We start from the raw sequence: 17,588 nt of genomic DNA on the forward strand, positions 1-17,588 counted from the left end.
GTTAGGCGAGCCCCAGCAGCTTGACCGCATTGTCCTTCATAATACCGGGCAGCACGTCTTCGCGAAAACCAATCTCCTTCGCAGCGTCCATCCATACATCCGGCCTGATTAGCGGATAGTCGGAACCGAACAGCATCTTCTTGCGAAGCTGGGTATTGGCGTACTGAATGATCTGCTTGGGGAAATATTTAGGCGACCAGCCGGAAAGGTCGATATAGACATTCTCCTTGTGGAGCGCCATCGACAGACTTTCGTCGGTCCAGGGCCAGCTCGGATGGGCAAGGATGATCTTCATGTCGGGAAAATCCACCGCCACATCGTCGACCATGATAGGCTGACCATATTTCAGGCGGATGCCGCCGCCCCCCTTCATGCCGGTACCCATGCCGCTATGGCCAGTGTGAAAGATGGCGGGCAAACCATATTCGGCAATCACCTCATAAAGTGGCCAGGCCATGCGGTCGCCAGGATCAAAATTCTGCATCGGAGGATGGAATTTGAAGCCTTTGACGCCATAATCCTCAATCAGTCGCCGGGCCTCAAGCGCGCCCATCTTGCCCTTGTGCGGATCGATTGAGGCAAAGGCGATCATGATGTCGCTGTTCGCCGCCGCCGCCTCTGCAATTTCTTCGTTGGAAATACGCTTGATGCCGGTGCCGGCTTCCATGTCCACGGTGAACATGACAAAGCCGATCTGCTTTTCCCGATAATATGCAATCGTTTCCGGTATAGTGGGACGTTTTCTGTCGGCCTTGAAATATTTCGTCGAATAATCGAAGAATTCACCCATAATCGGGTCTTCAGGCTGGCGACAGGAGACCTCCGCGTGGACGTGGACGTCAATGGCCTTGAGCTTGGAAATGTCCATTTATTTTCCCTTCGCCTTCGCTTCGAGGGCTTTATCCTCATTGGCGCGCTTAATTATATAATGCCGGATCGTATCGATCTGCGCCGCCGACATTATCGGCGCGAAGCTGACCATGCCGTTCTCCTTCAGGGCGCCGTCATGGACCACCGCCTTCCAAGCATCTGCATCATTGAGAAGGCCGCTATGGCGCAGATCGGGATTAATCCCGCCAGAAACGGCTGCATCGCCGTGGCACACGCTGCAATAGCGGGCAAAGCGCGACGCTCCCTGCGCCGATACATCAGCGGGGGCCGCATCGGGTGGAGGATCGAGTGGCAGCGCATCGAGCGGCGGCGGCTCCGGAAGCTTGGTCTTGCCGCCCAGCTTGAAGACCAGAAGCCGGCTGATATTGCGCGTCGGCCCGCTGAGGTCCGACAAAATGCCGGGAGCGACGGCCCATATGCCACCCCATCCGGCCAGTACCGCCACATATTGGTCGCCATCCAGTTTATAAGTCATGGGTGGGGCGATGACGCCCGTTTGGGCAGGAAAGGACCAGAGCTTCCGCCCGTCAACGGCGGCATAGGCGTTGAACTGTCCTGCGGCACTACCCTGGAAAACAAGTCCGCCTCCGGTAGCCAGCAATCCGCCATTCCATGGCCCGGCATAATTTACGCGCCAGCGTTCTTTCTGTGCAATGGGGTCCCAGGCGATAAGCGCGCCCTTGGTGGCGTCTCGTGCAGCCTTGCGGATGGCCTCATCGGCCGGCATAGCCCCTGCCCCGATGTCGACGCCGACGTTGAAGCCTAATTGGGACGGCTTCCAATCCTTTTCCGGAAAATAAGGAAAGCTTGCCAGGTTCGCCGGGATGAACACCAGCTTGTTATTGGGGTCATAAGCCATCGGTTGCCAGCTATGCGCTCCCGTTGCCCCAGGGGAGCCCATAAAAGGCTTGCCAGTTCTGTAATAGCGCGCATCCGGATTTTCGATGGGACGGCCCGTCTTCATATCGACGCCCTTGGCCCAGTTTACCGGAACGAAGTTATTGGCGGAAAGCAGCTTTCCGTTCGTGCGGTCGAGCACATAGAAAAAACCGTTCTTGGGCGCCTGCATCAACACCTTGCGAGTGCTTCCGCCGATTTTCATGTCCGCAAGAATCATGTGCTGGGTGGCGGTAAAGTCCCAGGCGTCCCCCGGTGTTGTTTGATAGTGCCAGACATATTCGCCCGTCTGCGGCTTCAGCGCGACGATGGACGACAAATAGAGATTATCGCCCTTACCATCGGAGCGGTATAGCTGGTTCCAGGGAGAACCGTTGCCGACCCCGATGTAGAGCAAGTCTAGTTCGGGATCATAGGCCATCGCGTCCCAGACGGTGCCTCCGCCCCCATGTTCCCACCATTTGCCAAACCAGGTCTTTGCAGCCTTGGCGAGATGTTCGTCCTTGAAGCCGTCCTTGGGATTGCCGGGAACAGTGTAGAAGCGCCAAAGTTGTTTGCCCGTGTCGGCATCATAAGCCGTGACATAGCCACGCACGCCATATTCCGAGCCGCCATTCCCGATGATGACCTTACCCTGCACCACGCGTGGCGCTCCGGTGATCGTGTAGGGTTTCGACTGATCGACGGTCACCTCACTCCAGACAGGCTTACCAGTCTGGCGGTCTAGGGCGATCAGGCGCCCGTCGAGCGTCCCGATGAAGAGCTTGTCGCCCCATGCGGCAAGACCGCGATTGACGGCGTCGCAGCAGGCCTTCACCAATGTGTCGCGCGGCACCTGTGGATCATAGGACCAGATCGGCTTGCCGGTCCTTGCATCATAGGCCTTCACCATGTTCCAGGCAGTCGAGGCATAGAGCACGCCGTCGATCATCAGGGGAGTGCCCTCCTGACCCCGCGCGGTATCAAGATCGGCGTACCAGGAGAGGCCCAACTGGCCGACATTGCCAACGTTGATCTGCGAGAGCGGACTGTAGCGCTGCTCATCATAAGTACGGCCCGTGGAGAGCCAATCGGCACCGGTAGCTCCGGAGGCAAGAATTCGCGCTTCGGTGACGTCCGCTTTCTGATCACCCCCATTGGCGCAGGCTGTCAACGCCATCGTCACGGCCAGGCTGAACAGATAAAATTTCACGCTTCCCCCCACCTGATAGTCTCCATGCGATCTCAGCATGATTTTCATCGCCTCAATGGACGTTCCGCCCTTCCTTCCAATACCTTGCCCGCAATGTCTTTTTGTCCATCTTGCCTGCCGCCGTGCGGGGAATGGCTTCGATGAACTCCACCGTTTTGGGAGCCTTCACGCCTCCCAATCTCGCCTTTGCATGGGCAATGATGGAGTCCGCATCGACATCGCCGCGCTTCACCACCATCGCATGAACCTGTTCGCCCCATTTGTCGTGGGGAACACCGATGACCGCACATTCAGCCACCTCATCCAATTCCATGACGGCGCCCTCCACCTCGGCGGTAAAGACATTGAAGCCGCCGGTAACGACCATGTCCTTCTTGCGGTCGACGATATAGAGAAAGCCCGCATCGTCGCGATAAGCAACGTCGCCCGTGTGATGCCAGCCAAAGGTCCGGATTTCCTCCGTCGCCTCTGGCTTTTCGAAATAGCTGTGCGAAACCATTGCGCCGCGAACGACGATCTCTCCCGGCTCACCATTGGGAAGCAGGTTTCCGGCATCATCCATTATACCCACGCGCGCCGAGTAGCTCGGCCGGCCGCAACTCGCCAGACGCTCAGGATGATCGCCCCGCGCCGCCTTCGCGACTGTTTCAGGATCGAGCCACGTCACGATCATCGGGCATTCGACCTGCCCATAGCACTGGCACATGCAGGGTCCAAAAGTCTCCACCGCCTGACGCAGCTTGTCCGGCGATACGGGCGATCCCACCAGGAGGAAAAGCTTCAGCGAAGAGGTATCGTGCTGGCCAAGCTCGGGCGATCCGAGCAAGCCGTAAAGCGCTGTCGGCGGCAGGTACATATGGGTAATCTTGTGCGCGGCGATGGTTCGCAACACTTTTTCCGCATCGAAGCCCGGAAGAATGACTTGGGTCGAACCCAACTGCAAGGTGGCGAGCGACACCGGTCCCGCTGCATGGGTGATAGGCGCCACAACCAATGTTTTAGGGTCGTCGGTGCGGCCACCCAAGGCGTTACCCACGGTTTCGATCATTGTGCCCCAACCAAGATTGGTCACATTGACGCCCTTGGAGGGGCCAGTGGTGCCCCCGGTTGGGAAAATGCCGACAATGTCGTCTAGATTGCCGAAAGGGTCGCTCCGGTCGACAAAATCCCCCGCTCGGAAGCCTTCGATGAAGTGATCGAGTGACGGATCTCCTTCAAAGTCTTGATCAAGGCAAACACAATGGCGAAGCGTCGGCACCTGCGCCTTCAACTGAGCGACATCTTCCGCCAGGCTGCTGTCATAGAACAGCCATTCGCAGCGGACATAGTTCAGATAGGCGACGTTGGCCTCGATGGCGTTGCGCGTATTGACCGGCACCCATTTGCCATTGGCGCGCCAGATCGAAAGCAGCGCCACCATCACTTCCCAACTATTTGGCGAATAAAGAGCGACCGGCTCCTGGTTACAAAAACCGCCGGCATACATGGCCTGCGCTACCCGCTTGGTAAGCGCGGCGGTTTCTCCAAAGGTCAAAACCTTGCCGTCCTGAATGATAGCAGGCCGGTCGGGATTGAGATCGTGACCTCGATCGAAATAGTCGATGGCTCTCATGCTTGCCGCCTCTGATTATCGGTTATCGCCACTTGTTTGAGATGAACCCGTGGCTCAACTTTGCTCGACACCAACGAAGATAATTTCTCTTTCTGGTTCGCCCGTCATCCCCAACGATTGATTTCCGGACCTATGGCCCAGCATTGGCGGGGATCGCCCACCGTGGCGCACGCCAATGCCTTCTGCACGGACGGCCGCGATGCCACCCGGTCCATCCAGGCTGTGGTCCGCGGCGCGTTCTGAAAGGGAGCAGGGCTGAGCAAGGGCATGGAAGCGAGCCAGGCATAGGTTTCAATATCGGCAATAGTAAAATCACCGAATATCCAGTCCTTACCGTCAAGCGCGGTTTCCAGCTTTTCCACGACCTGCGCAATTTTGCTGTGGCTGTCAGCCAGCTTTTCCTCAGGGAAACGATCAGCCTGCGTTTCTTTCCAGCGCTGGGCAAGATCCTCGCACTCTATTCGAGCGATTAGAGCGTCGAACTCGTCCCCGGCCGGCGCAAGACGAGGCGCCAGATAGGCCCGCGTACCAAGAAAAGCCGCGGCTGGCGCCACACGTTCGGTCACATGGCGGCACCACATCATCACCTGCCAGCGCGCATAGGGATCGGCGGGGCGCAATGCGTTGCCTTCAACTGCTTCATCAAAATAAAGGCCGATGAAAAAGGCGTCGGCCATCGCAGTGCCGTCAGCAACCAGCGCCGGGCCTTCGCCCTCAATGCTCATCGCCACTTCCACATCACCCTTGCAGTTCAGGGAGTGGCGTTCGCCAGCAGCAAGGTCGATGAGGCGCAGTTCGACTTCAACCCCCTTTTCAAAGGCACATGCAAGCGCAGTCAGCGAAGGTCCGTTGGGTTGCCCATGATACAGGATCAGGCTCATGCCGTTTCTCCCCGCTCCAATATTTTCACTCGGCGTGTCAACTCGGTCCTGCCTAAGGCCCAGGTCTTCTTTGTCGCCGGACGTTCATAGATTTTGCGCAGCCATTCCATGATGTGCGGCGTCTTTTGATCATTGGACAGATCGGGCTGAGAGAGCGGCAGCGCATAGGCGAGATTGAAACCATTGATGTCCGCTAGCGTATATTGTTCGCCCACCAGCCAGGTGCTTTGCGACAGCTTTTCTTCCAATATCCTGATGCCCTTCGTCACGCGACGCTGGGATTCCGCCAACTCCTCGGCCGAGAACTGATTGTAAAGCGCCTTGCGCCAGGCCATCCGCCGTTCAGCCATGGGAATGCGCTTGATTGCGGCCTCCAGATCCTCGGGGTTACGTGCCCTGACGGAGGGGCCGACAAATATGCTCCAGCCGATCATGGAAAAGGACGGCGCAAGCCATTGGTCCATGAACTTCATCCACCAGCGCACCTGCTGCCGCTCTACAGGACTGGCAGGCATTAACTGCGGACCTTCAAAGGCCTCGTTCACATATTCCATAATCGCGGTGGATTCTGTCAGCACCCGATCGCCATGGGTCATCACCGGGATGGTGCCCAACGGGTTCATCTTCAAATATTCCGGCCGGTGCTGGTCAAAGTTCAGCAAGTCGGTGTAGCGGCTCTCATATTCCACGCCCTTTTCGGCAAGCGTCAACATGGGCTTGCCGGAATTTGCGTTGGGTTCCCAGTGATAGAGTATAACCTCGGCGGGCATTGGCCTCTCCTTGCACGCAGCTGAAATCTGTTCTCGGCCTGTCAGCGTTAATGTGGGTTGTCGATTATCAGCCAGCCCTCCGAAAGGCGTGTCATCATGTGGAAAATTCGTGGGCGGCAGCTGTCGCGCGCATGGCGTGCCTCATCCGCCTTGAACCGGCGTAGAGCATGACAGGCTCGCCGCAGATGGTCCGGGCAATGGGACGCGATCCAATTCGGCATCCCAGGCGGCGACATACCATTGGTTCTTCACCCAGGTCGTGCCGCCAGCCTCCTTGCTCATGCCACGCATACTCCCCGGCCGGGAACTGTTGAGTCGCTCGCTCGCCATTTAGTATGTGTTACATACGTTACTGTATTAGCGTCAATGGTTCTCGCCAAAAAAGTTCAGGCCATGGTCCACGCAAAAAGGGTTGCTTTTCGCGTAGCGTGCAACGCCATCCGGCTGCGCTTATCTTGTGCCCGGATCAGCCTGGCAAAGCTGGCGGCGGCCCCGCCGGCGCAGCAATCGAGGCGCATTTCATGCCGGACACGTCGGCCGCTCCCGATGAGTATATCACGCACGATCAGCCAATCCGTCCAGCGTGTCATACCCGCCACCGCTTCACCGGGGGAAAGGCCGAAACCTGCCCTGGCCGTCGCCCAAAGCACCTTGTCCTCGCCTGCAATGTCGAACAGGCGCAGGCCCTCTGCCCTGGCTTGCGCTGCAAAATCGGCGCTTTCGATCCATCGGCTGTCGTAGATGGCAAGGACAGGACGGATCGGAGCAGCCTTTGCTTCCGGCGCGATCCAGCGGTTGCCCATCATAAATGCAGCGCCCGTGCTCATCCCTGCTCCGGTCAGAAACTGCCGCTTGGAGACGTCATAGCCCATCACTGTTTGGCCTTCCCCAGATAGGCCGCAATCGACTTCAACTCGGGATCGGTGACTTCAGCCCGCGAAATGCGCGGCATTGCGCCCTTGCCCTGTCGCACCACGGCTTCCACATAGTCAGACGTCAAGTCTGAACGGTTTTCGATCAGCGCATTTTGCGGCGGCTCACCCATGCCTGTCCGCTGGGGCGTCAGGATGATGGTGCCCATGCCGCCTTCCAAATGGCAATAGCCACAATTATGGCGGAAGAGCTGCTTGCCGTCGCGCCCCAGGGCCAATCGGTCGCCCGCGGGAGCGGCGCCTCGGGTTACATATTGCAGCATAGGCGGACCAGCGTCGGCCTGAGCTTGGCCCTGAACTTGGCCCTGAACTTGGCCTTGAGCCTGACCCTCATTGCTTCGGCCAAAAACAGCGAGCGCCACCAGCGCTGCGGCTGCCAGAACGATCGTCGGCTTGCTCATGCCGCAGGCCCCCTCTTTTTCTGGTCCCCGGCATAGACGGTCGGCCAAACGCCCTGCTTGCCCGGCGCCAATATTCCGTTGGGATCGAGAGCATCCTTGACGGCCCGATTGAATCGATTGATTGCGCCTTTGTTGAAGTCGAAAGTGTCGGCGATAGGATCCATCCAATCGAGATGGGTTCGATATTCGGCGTAGCCCGCTTGGCGCGTGGCTGCGATCAATTCATCGAACATGGCGCGGACACGGGCGACCTGCTTGTCGTCATCGCGGTCATACATCAGCATGTTGACGTTGTTGCAGAAACGGCCGCCGATGGTGAAGCTGGCGTAGAAGTCGAAATCATATTTTGTCATTATTCCGCGGCTGCGCTTCAGCTGCCCCAAGACATGGGTGCTGTTCGCCGGCACGACTGGCGAAAAGCCCATATGGGCGCTGCGCCCGCCAACCCAGTTCCCCATCATCAGCGGAACCGCCGTGGGGATACCGAGCGTCAGGTCCATATTATTGAGCGGTTCGCCAGTCTTCCATGGCGTTTCATGGAAGGGAGTATCGAGATGCTTTCCAAAAGCGGCCTTGATGACATCGGCCCGCGCACGGTTCACGGACTCATTGCCGTAAAGACGAATATCGGTGTGCCAATAGCCGATCCCATGCTCCTTCAACAGTTCCTGGACGCGACTTTTCGGCATGGCGCCGGGTTTGTCCCAGAAGTCCGACCGCTGCCCCTTCACCACCATTTTCCCAAGCCAGCTGGGGACGAACAGGCTTTGATCAATGACGCCGCCGATCTTCAATGGGGCAAGCGTGTCGATGACCCAGCCGATATCCTCCTCTTTGGGGATGTCGATGCTGAGCAGCAGCGAATGTTCCGGCGCGGGCTGAAGCCATAGGCCCATCTTGGTCATGACGCCCAGATTGGATTGGGTGAACGCCAAGTCCCATGTGGGACCATAGCCGAACGGGAAAAGATGCCAGGCATGATTGCCCTGCATTGCGCCCATCCCTGTGCGGATGACCTCTCCTTGCGGCAGCACCACTTCCACGCCACAAATATTCTTCGCATGGAGTCCATAGGGGGTATAGCCTATGCCATGGTCCAGCGCGTTCCCCATGACCGACCCCCAGCCATTGCCGGGCACTGACATCCATGTTTTGCCGCCATTGGCCTGAATATGTTCGTAAAGATCATAGAAGCTGACGCCGGGCTCGACCACGCAATAAGCAAGCTTGTCGTCATATTCGAGGACCTTGTTCATCCGCCCAAGATCCAGAACGACGCTGCCTGGCAGACGAGGCGCCGCAGCGCCATAGCCTAGATTCTTGCCACGCGAGACCGGCCAGAGCGGGATCTTGTGCTGGTTGGCCAGGCGGATGATCGCCTGCACTTCCTCAACACTACCGGGCGCTATGGCGGCAGACGCGGGAAAGTCGGTCTCTGGTCCTGGCGCATAGATGTCCGCATAGGTGTCACGGTCAAGGTCGGTGGAAAGCACCCAGTCCTTGCCCACGACCGACGCGAACGCCTGCAACGCCTTGTCGAATTGCGCCGGACTGATGCGCGGCGGCAGAACAAGATCCATGGCCTCTCCTCATTTGGCCCTTCGGCGAGCCATATGATAACTTTTGTTAGTTTTAGGTCAGAGGTGCAGCGACGTCAATGCGGTTTCTTGGGGCATCACTTGCGCTCAGGTAGCAGGCTGTTCGACGGTCATCATCTTTCCGTCGGTAATGATCACCCGGTCCCCAACTTTAGCCTGAGCGAACAGCAGGGCGGCGAACTCACTTGGCACCCCAATACAACCATGTGTAGCCCAGCCCCATTCTACGTCGCTGCCGTGGATTGCGACGCCATCATTGGTCAGTCGAAGCATGTAGGGCATCGGTGCGTCATAGAGATTGGACACATGATCGGCGTCCTTCTCCAATATGGGAAAGCTGCCGATGGGGGTCGGCTTGTCGTCCGCGCCATAGAGAATGACAGCGGCTCCAATCTCATAGCCGCCGCGGAAGACGGAGAGCGTCTGCGCCTTAAGGTCGATGGTGACTACCAGCGGTCCAGGCGGCACCCCCTCATCGTCCCAGACATATGTGCCATGGATGAAGGGACCTTCGATATTCAGAATTCGCTTGACCACAAAAGGATCGTTCGCGGAGGTAAGGGCCGGTTCGGAAGGGGCGCTTTTGGTGACCTTCGGCAGAGGTTTTGATATAGGCTTGGCCGCCTTGGGCGCGTGAGCGGGCAGTCCGGCAAGAGAAATTGCAAAGACCAGCGGAACCGCCGCCAATAGCGGCTTGGTCTTGACCCATGTAATGATCATCCGAATCTTGCCCGCCATCGGTTGTGCCCCTGATATCCAACGGATAACCGAAACCGACAAAATGAACAGACAGCGATTTGGCGGTGTTTCGACGCGGGACGATTAATAGAGTAAATCTTAACGTCCAGTGTTGACCGTGATCAGTCGAAGCTGTCGAGGCCCCTCTCCCGTGAAGAAGAAGGGCCTCTCCTGCCAGGAACCTTTGCAGCAACGTGCCATTAATCCGCTAGAATTGCGCCTTGACCGTCACGCCATACGTGCGCGGGTCGCCCGGCTGGCCTACGACAAGGCCGGTATTGCCTGATTGGGTGGCCAGCATGTCATAATATTTCTCGTTGAAGGCATTTTTCATCCAGCCGTAAATGTCCCATTTTTCAGGAACACGGAAACCCAGCCGGAAATTCGCGATCGAATATCCCTTGATGTCGGTATAGGCAGAGCGGGAGGGGTTGGAGGAGAATTTAAACCGGTAATTGCCTTCAAACCCAAGATAGGCCTCCCCATCCAACCCGAGCAGCTTCGCCGGCAGATTATATTCCGCTCCATAGGAAAAGGCCCATTTCGAAATGCCGGGCAGCCATTGGCCGGATATGTCGCAATTGGCGGGACTGACCCCACCCGGAGTTCCCGGCGGGCTCGCAGCCTGTCCTGGCGCCGCAGTCGTTCCCCCCGACAATTCCGGTGGGCATGGTGCATCGTCGAACTTTGCATATTCATGATCGGTAAAGGCTCCGCTGACATAGAGGCTCAGACGATCGCTCGGCCGTGCGGAGAAATCAGCCTCAATTCCGCGTACCCGAACCTTGTCCGCATTCGCCAGATAGCCGCGCAGGACACCGAGCTGCCCATTATTGACCGTGGCCTGATAGTCCTTGATTTCCGTCCAGAAGGCCGCGAGGTTGAACGTCGCCCTACGGTCAAAAAGTTGTGTCTTCAGGCCCAGCTCGAAATGATTGACCTTCTCGGGCTTCACGGTCGCCGCGCTCAAGATGGGGCTATTGCTGGCGTCCAGTGGCAGGCCGGCAAGGTTGACCCCGCCTGATTTGAAGCTCTTGGCATAAGTGGCATAAGCCAGCACATCGTCAGCAAGCTCATAAGAAAGCGTCAGGTCACCGGAGACATTCCAATCGCTGAAACGCGCGGTGTAGCTTTGCGGAGCGAGCACTGCGCGCTGGTCACTGGTAAGCGCCGTGTTGGTCGCATTGGTCACGGTGGCCACATAGGAGCCGGTCTTCTTGTCATAATTGACGCGGAGACCGGGCTGGATCTTCAGCCGGTCGGTCACTTTCCAACTAAGCTGGCCGAAAGCGGCAAGGCTGGTGGTCTTGAGAATGATATCGTTTTCCGAACGCAAGCCATTCAGCACTGTCGGATCACCGGACGCGGGATTGGACGGACCGATCAACCAGCGGCTGGCCGCCAAGCCCTGTTCCTGCGCGCCCGTCGTATGCTGCTTTTGATGGTAAGCGAACAGCCCCACCACATAGTCGAAGCGGTTGCCCTCCACGGCATAACGAAATTCCTGCGAATATTGGTTCTGCTTCGAAGGATTGGCGGACACGGTGGTGATCGGAAGCCCGGTAAAATCCCGATCGTTCGACGGTCCCCAGTTCCAGAATCGCCATGCAGAGACAGAGGTCAGCGTGCCCGGTCCAAAGTTCCATTCGGTCCTGAGCGACACGCCACCGATCTCCTGGAATGCGTCCAGCGCGGTATCGACATCGGTCACGCGGTCGAACGCATTGGTGCTGGGCGGCGCATAGTTAAAGGCTGCCGCTAAAGCCGCGAACTGACGGTTGAGCGGACGCTGGGTCGCCCCGGTTCGTACGAAAATCTGGGCGCAGCATTCCGGGTCCTGACGGTTATAATCGGCCGACAGTGTCACATCGACCGCATCGGTCGCGCGCCATAACAGCACGCCGCGCAGGCCCAGATTATCCTGCTCATTGACCCAGTTATGAGTGGTCACATTGTAAATCGTGCCCCGCCGGTCAGTTGAGGAGGCGGCCAATCGGACTGCCAGCTTGTCCTCTATGATCGGCCCCGACACGGATGCCTTGGCCTGTACATAGCCAAGGTTACCCACGCTCACTTCGGCGCGGCCCTCAAAGTTGAAACTCGGTTTGCGCGTGGTGATGTTGATGGCGCCAGCCGTCGTGTTCTTGCCGTACAGGGTCCCCTGCGGACCGCGTAGTACTTCGACCTGCTCCACATCGAGGAAGTCAAAGGTCGCGGCTGCGATCCGGCTGTTATAAACCTGGTCGATATACACGCCGACGCCCTGCTCGATGCCGTCGTTGGTGAGGCCGAACGGCGCACCAAGACCGCGAATGTTCGCGGCGGAATTGCGGGGATTGCTCGAATAGAATTGCAGCGAAGGCTGAAGCTGGGTCAGCCGCGCCACGTTAAAGCTTCCGGTGGATTCCAACGTCCTTGAATCCACGACGGAGACAGCGACCGGCACATCCTGCACGTCTTCCGCACGTCTGCGCGCCATAACAATGATGGTATCGCCTTCGGAAGCGCCGGCAGCCGCGTCATCGGCTGCAAAAGCCTGGGTCGAAATGGCGGCCACAGATGCCGTGGCCAGCCACAGAAAACGTCTGATCATATATTCCCCCTATGGGTTGGATCATGACGCCTCCGGTTGACCGGTCAGCATAGTCATCAATGTCTGGGATAAAACCGCGCCTCCATTCGCTGGTCAGCGCATTGAGTTTATTGCTCCGGAAAAGGCCGGAGTGATAGAATTGACACCCCGATTGGTCGGGGCGGGAAATTAAACCGGGCGAAGCCGTTTCTTCTCGGTCACGTCGATCTGCACGACGCGGTCTTCATGAATGGTGAGGGAAATTGTGCCAAAGCGCAGGCTCATCAGTGCATCCCTTACGCTCCGCAAACTTTCTTCAACATGCAGCTGTTTATCGGGACCAGCCGCCCGTCCGTTGTTACCGACCATCTCTAGCCTCCATTTGCAAAAGCCATGGCGCGGGATAGGCGTATGCCCACCTGCTTCCCTGGTACCGGCGCGGTGCCCTGCGAGGATAAATCCACCTCTACGGGGCGAGCGAGACCGGCAAAATGCCCCTCCACCCTCCAGTTTCCGCCCTTGCGGTAGACGTTGGTGACAAGCAGAGGCAGGCTGCCCGCACCATTGTCTTCACACAGAACGGCATCATGCGGACGGAAGTGCAGTTCGACCTGCCCCTCCGGCAAACGATCCACCGGCACTTCTACCGGGCGGTCGAAGAACATGGGCTTGCCCCCGGACACCGAAATCGGCACGCAATTGGTTTCGCCCACAAAATCGGAAACAAAGGCGCTGCGCGGCGCCATGTAGATTTCCTCCGGTGTGCCGGTCTGCTCTATGATGCCATGGTCCATGACGACTACGCGGTCGGCGAGTTCCAGCGCCTCTTCCTGGTCATGCGTCACGAAGATCGAGGTAAGCCCCATCTGCTCATGCAGTTGGCGCAGCCAGCGGCGCAGGTCCTTGCGCACCTTGGCATCAAGGGCACCAAAAGGTTCGTCCAGCAGCAGCAGCTTAGGATCCACCGCAAGCGCCCGGGCAAGTGCGACGCGCTGCCGCTGTCCACCGGAAAGCTGCACTGGATAGCGATCTCCGACTTCTCCAAGCTGCACCAGTTCCAGCAACTCCTGGGCGCGCGCCTTGATTGCAGACTTTGCTGGGCGCAACCTGGACTTCCGCACGGTAAGACCAAAGGCCACATTTTCCGCCACGGTCATATGCTTGAATAGAGCGTAATGCTGGAAGACGAAGCCGACATGGCGGTCGGCCACGCGAAGGCCGGTTACATCTTCCCCGTCGAAGGTCACATTGCCATTGTCAGGAAACGCCAGGCCCGCGATGATGCGCAACAAGGTCGTCTTGCCAGAGCCGGACGGACCGAGCAACGCTAGGAATTCCCCCTGCCTCACCTCAAGACTGATGTTGCGGAGTGCGGAGAAACTACCAAAATCCTTGCTGATGTTTTCAAGCTTGATCAATGTCCGGTACTCCCGCGATGATAGTCGAACCGCCATTCAAGTACGCTTTTCACGACCAGCGTCACCAGGGCCAGCATGGCAAGCAAGGAGGCGACGGCGAAGGCTCCGACAAAATTATATTCGTTGTAGAGGATCTCGACATGCAGCGGCATAGTGTTGGTCAGGCCCCTGATATGGCCCGACACCACCGATACCGCGCCAAATTCCCCCATCGCCCGGGCATTGCAGAGCAATACGCCGTAAAGGAGGCCCCAGCGCACATTGGGCAGGGTGACATGCCAGAAGGTCTGCCAGCCGGATGCGCCAAGCGAAATCGCCGCCTCCTCATCGTCGCGGCCCTGCTCCTGCATCAGCGGAATAAGTTCGCGCGCAACGAAGGGAAAGGTGATGAAGATGGTGGCCAGCACGATGCCCGGCACAGCAAAGATGATTTGAACATTATGCGCGGCGAGCCAAGAGCCGAACCAGCCATGCGCGCCAAAGAGCAGCACGAAGATAAGGCCGGACACGACGGGAGACACTGAAAATGGCAGGTCGATAAAGGTGATCAGCAGGCTTTTCCCGGGAAAATCGAATTTGGTGATCGCCCAGGACGCCGCGAGGCCGAATACCACATTGGCAGGCACGCTGATCGCCGCGACAATCAGTGTCAGCTTGATCGCGGCCAAAGCGTCTGGTTCGACCAGGGATGAGGCATAGGCGGAGACGCCCTGCTTCAACGCCTCGACGAAAACCGCCGCAAGCGGAAGCAGTACGAACAGTGCAATAAAGGCGAGCGCGATGCCGATGAGCGCCAGCCGCGCCGGCTTTGCTTCTTGCAGGACGAAGGTCATTGGCTGTTCATCCTGCGGCGGCTCCACATCTGGAGCAGGTTGATGAAGAGGAGAATGCCAAAGGACGCGATCAGCATTACCGTTGCGATCGCCGTGGCCCCTCCATAGGCAAATTGTTCAAGTTGGGTCACGATCAGCAGCGGCGCAATTTCGGAAACATAGGGCATGTTTCCGGCAATGAAGATGACCGACCCATATTCCCCGACACCGCGCGCAAACGCCATTGCGCACCCAGTGATCAGCGCGGGAGCAATTGCCGGCAGGATGACGCGATTAAAGGTCTGCAGGCGGCTGGCTCCCAGCGTTGCGGCCGCTTCTTCGACATCCTTGCCCATATCCGACAGCACGGGTTCGACCGTTCGCACCACGAATGGCAGGCCGATAAAGATCAGCGCCACCACAACCCCCAGGGGGGTAAAGGCAACCTTCAGCCCAAGTGGTTCCAGATATTGCCCGACCCACCCGTTGGGCGCATAAAGCGCGGTCAGCGCAATACCGGCCACAGCCGTTGGCAACGCAAAGGGAAGGTCAATGAAGGCATTCACCACACCCTTTGCCGGAAAATCATAGCGGACGAGCACCCATGCAATGAGCAGCCCGAATACGCCGTTCACCACCGCAGCGGCCGCGGCCGCGCCGAAGCTCAACCGATAGGCGGCAAGAGCCCGCTCGGAAAGCCCGACCGCCACGAATTCCGACCAGCCCATTCCCGCCGCACGAATGAATACGGCGCTTAAGGGAATAAGCACGATCAGGGACAGCCAGATCACGCTGAAACCGAACGTCAGGCCGAAGCCCGGAATGACCGACTGGCGCCTGCGCTTTTCCGCTTTTGCTGGAACTGTGGTGATCTGCAGTTGACTGCTCAATGCTATGTCCATGTAAGCCTCTAACGCTTCGACACGGCGAATATCTTGTCGAATACGCCGCCGTCGTCGAAGAATCGGGCTTGTGCGGCTTTCCAGCCGCCAAAGTCCTTGTCAATAGTGACGAGGTTCAGCTTCGCGAACACAGCGGCGTATTTTTCGGCCACTTTCGGATCGCGAGGACGATAGAAATTGCTGGCGATAATGGCCTGTCCTTCCGGCGTGTAGAGGAAGCGAAGATAAGCCTCAGCCGCCTTTTCCGCGCCATGTTTCTTGGCGTTGGCGTCAAGGACGGCGACTGGCGGCTCGGCCAGAATGGAAATGGACGGAGCGACAATCTCAAACCTGCCTTTCCCCAATTCCTTTTCGGCCAAGAAAGCTTCATTTTCCCATGCGAGCAGGACATCGCCAATTCCACGTTCAACAAAAGTGGTGGTCGCGCCCCGCGCGCCGCTGTCCAGTACTGGCACTTGCGAGAACAGCTTGGTCACATAGGACTGGGCCGCGGCATCCGACCCGCCTGCTTTCTTGCCATAGGCCCAAGCCGCAAGGAAGTTCCAGCGCGCGCCCCCGCTGGTCTTCGGATTGGGGGTGATCACCTGCACACCCGGTTTGATCAAGTCGCCCCAATCCTTGATTCTCTTGGGGTTGCCCTTGCGCACCAGAAATACAATGGTGGACGTGTAAGGGGCACTGTTGTCGGGAAGCCGGGCCTGCCAGTCGGCCGGCAGCAGCTTCGCCCGCTCGGATATGGCCTCTATATCATAGGCGAGAGCCAAGGTGACGACATCGGCCTCCAGCCCATCGATCACGGCTCGGGACTGCTTGCCCGAACCACCATGGCTCATGTTGAAATCAATCCGCTGGCCCGTCTCGCTTTCCCACTTTTTCGCGAAGGCAGCATTGATCTCCTTATAGAGTTCACGGGTCGGGTCATAAGAGGCATTCATGAGCGTTAAGGATTTTCCATCCTTCCCTGCCTCCCCCGAACATGCCGGGAGAATGAGCAGCGCCGCCGAGGCGGCCGCGGTCAGGATGAATGTACGCTTTTTCATAAGTCCCCCTCTCGAATATTCGCCTTATCTATCTCTACTAAAAGGATAGACAAGGTAGCTAAATTTGTTTCCCCAATAGAATCTTTATCAACGGGCCCGCCCGGCAGCTTTGTTTGCTGCCGCCGGGCGGGCACGGGCAAAAGGTTCAACATAATCAAATGCTGTTGCCAGGGAAAGGAACGACCTTGTCCTCCAACGCCTGAGTGCGGGCCAGGCTTTCGACGGAGTGGCGGGGGCGCTGCGGCTCAGCTTCGCTGGCAATGGCGATCAGCTGGTTGAGCAGATATTGTCCATATTCCCATTCACCAAGGCGCGATTCTGCGTTGATGTGTCCCACTTCCCCGGCATTGACGCAATGGCTGCCCCAGAATTTCGCCAGCGTATGGGCACGCGTGAACGAAATATAAGGATCATTGCGGCTGGCCGCGACAATGGATGGAAATGGAAGCAGGTTCTTGGGCGCGGGACCGAAGGCAGTAAGCCGACCGTCTTCCGAAGCCGTATCCACGTCCGGCGGCGCTACCAGCAGGGCGCCCGCGACAGGATGACCAAAGGGCGGGCGTTCAAGGGCGGCCCACCACGCGACCGCCAAGCACCCCAGGCTGTGTGCCGCCAGGATGACTGGACGGTCCGCCTGGCGAATGGCTGCATTAAGCTTATTGACCCAGGTATTGCGGTGCGGACGATCCCACATGCCGAGGTCAACACGTTCGCAGTCACTGCGAACCGCCTCCCAGATCGTCTGCCAATGTCCCGGCCCCGAATTGTTTAGGCCCGGTACGGTGAGAACTAGAGGATTCTGCCGCTCAAGCGAGGAATAATAAGCCATGACACATCTCCTGAAACAGGCGAGTCGCCCGATGTCATGGATTTCACTTTATTTCTACCCTTTCAGTTGACAAGAGGGCAGATGGCCAAATGTGGCGCAAATA

Annotated in this window: 17 protein-coding genes; all 17 read right to left on the reverse strand. The window is 58.1% G+C overall.

Annotated features, from left to right (window positions below; genetic code table 11):
• Nucleotide 1: 1 nt before the first annotated feature.
• On the reverse strand, nt 2–868 hold the full coding sequence (locus tag HNQ99_RS10365; RefSeq protein ID WP_184475578.1) for an amidohydrolase family protein: 867 nt from the start codon (nt 866–868) through the stop codon (nt 2–4).
• Nucleotides 869–2,947, reverse strand: coding sequence for a PQQ-dependent dehydrogenase, methanol/ethanol family (locus HNQ99_RS10370; RefSeq protein WP_221232662.1), 2,079 nt, complete (start codon nt 2,945–2,947; stop codon nt 869–871).
• Nucleotides 2,948–3,032: 85 nt separating this feature from the next.
• Nucleotides 3,033–4,592, reverse strand: coding sequence for an AMP-binding protein (locus tag HNQ99_RS10375; RefSeq protein WP_184475580.1), 1,560 nt, complete (start codon nt 4,590–4,592; stop codon nt 3,033–3,035).
• A gap of 104 nt (nt 4,593–4,696) precedes the next feature.
• On the reverse strand, nt 4,697–5,473 hold the full coding sequence (locus tag HNQ99_RS10380; protein WP_184475581.1) for a glutathione S-transferase family protein: 777 nt from the start codon (nt 5,471–5,473) through the stop codon (nt 4,697–4,699).
• The gene (locus HNQ99_RS10385) at nt 5,470–6,243 is read right to left on the reverse strand and encodes a glutathione S-transferase family protein (RefSeq protein ID WP_184475582.1); all 774 of its coding nucleotides are present in this window, start codon (nt 6,241–6,243) and stop codon (nt 5,470–5,472) included. The genes HNQ99_RS10380 and HNQ99_RS10385 overlap by 4 nt, the downstream gene beginning before the upstream one ends.
• A gap of 141 nt (nt 6,244–6,384) precedes the next feature.
• Nucleotides 6,385–6,525: a hypothetical protein gene (locus tag HNQ99_RS10390; protein WP_246414892.1), complete on the reverse strand. Its 141-nt coding sequence runs from the start codon at nt 6,523–6,525 to the stop codon at nt 6,385–6,387.
• Nucleotides 6,526–6,629: 104 nt separating this feature from the next.
• A complete protein-coding gene (locus HNQ99_RS10395; protein WP_184475583.1) occupies nt 6,630–7,118 on the reverse strand; it encodes a hypothetical protein in 489 nt (162 codons plus the stop codon).
• Complete coding sequence (locus HNQ99_RS10400) at nt 7,115–7,576, reverse strand: c-type cytochrome (protein ID WP_184475584.1); 462 nt, start codon at nt 7,574–7,576, stop codon at nt 7,115–7,117. The genes HNQ99_RS10395 and HNQ99_RS10400 overlap by 4 nt, the downstream gene beginning before the upstream one ends.
• The gene (locus HNQ99_RS10405) at nt 7,573–9,156 is read right to left on the reverse strand and encodes an FAD-binding oxidoreductase (RefSeq protein WP_184475585.1); all 1,584 of its coding nucleotides are present in this window, start codon (nt 9,154–9,156) and stop codon (nt 7,573–7,575) included. Before HNQ99_RS10405 ends, HNQ99_RS10400 begins: the two co-directional genes overlap by 4 nt.
• A 105-nt stretch (nt 9,157–9,261) precedes the next feature.
• Nucleotides 9,262–9,912: a L,D-transpeptidase family protein gene (locus HNQ99_RS10410; RefSeq protein ID WP_246414893.1), complete on the reverse strand. Its 651-nt coding sequence runs from the start codon at nt 9,910–9,912 to the stop codon at nt 9,262–9,264.
• A 208-nt stretch (nt 9,913–10,120) separates the two neighbouring features.
• Nucleotides 10,121–12,505: a TonB-dependent receptor gene (locus HNQ99_RS10415; protein WP_184475586.1), complete on the reverse strand. Its 2,385-nt coding sequence runs from the start codon at nt 12,503–12,505 to the stop codon at nt 10,121–10,123.
• A gap of 168 nt (nt 12,506–12,673) precedes the next feature.
• Nucleotides 12,674–12,853, reverse strand: a complete 180-nt coding sequence (locus tag HNQ99_RS10420) for a YezD family protein (protein ID WP_184475587.1) — start codon at nt 12,851–12,853, stop codon at nt 12,674–12,676.
• Between the two features lie 2 nt (nt 12,854–12,855).
• Nucleotides 12,856–13,902 carry a sulfate/molybdate ABC transporter ATP-binding protein gene (locus HNQ99_RS10425; protein WP_246414894.1) on the reverse strand — a complete coding sequence of 349 codons (1,047 nt, stop codon included), beginning with the start codon at nt 13,900–13,902 and terminating at the stop codon, nt 12,856–12,858.
• Nucleotides 13,899–14,735 carry a sulfate ABC transporter permease subunit CysW gene (gene cysW / locus HNQ99_RS10430; protein ID WP_184475589.1) on the reverse strand — a complete coding sequence of 279 codons (837 nt, stop codon included), beginning with the start codon at nt 14,733–14,735 and terminating at the stop codon, nt 13,899–13,901. The genes HNQ99_RS10425 and cysW overlap by 4 nt, the downstream gene beginning before the upstream one ends.
• Nucleotides 14,732–15,616: a sulfate ABC transporter permease subunit CysT gene (gene cysT, locus HNQ99_RS10435; protein ID WP_184475590.1), complete on the reverse strand. Its 885-nt coding sequence runs from the start codon at nt 15,614–15,616 to the stop codon at nt 14,732–14,734. The genes cysW and cysT overlap by 4 nt, the downstream gene beginning before the upstream one ends.
• Nucleotides 15,617–15,624: 8 nt before the next feature.
• Complete coding sequence (locus HNQ99_RS10440; protein ID WP_184475591.1) at nt 15,625–16,656, reverse strand: sulfate ABC transporter substrate-binding protein; 1,032 nt, start codon at nt 16,654–16,656, stop codon at nt 15,625–15,627.
• Nucleotides 16,657–16,810: 154 nt separating this feature from the next.
• Nucleotides 16,811–17,485, reverse strand: a complete 675-nt coding sequence (locus HNQ99_RS10445; RefSeq protein WP_184475592.1) for an RBBP9/YdeN family alpha/beta hydrolase — start codon at nt 17,483–17,485, stop codon at nt 16,811–16,813.
• Nucleotides 17,486–17,588 lie beyond the last annotated feature (103 nt).

It is taken from the genome of Rhizorhapis suberifaciens (assembly GCF_014200045.1).
GTDB classification, from domain to species: domain Bacteria; phylum Pseudomonadota; class Alphaproteobacteria; order Sphingomonadales; family Sphingomonadaceae; genus Rhizorhapis; species Rhizorhapis suberifaciens.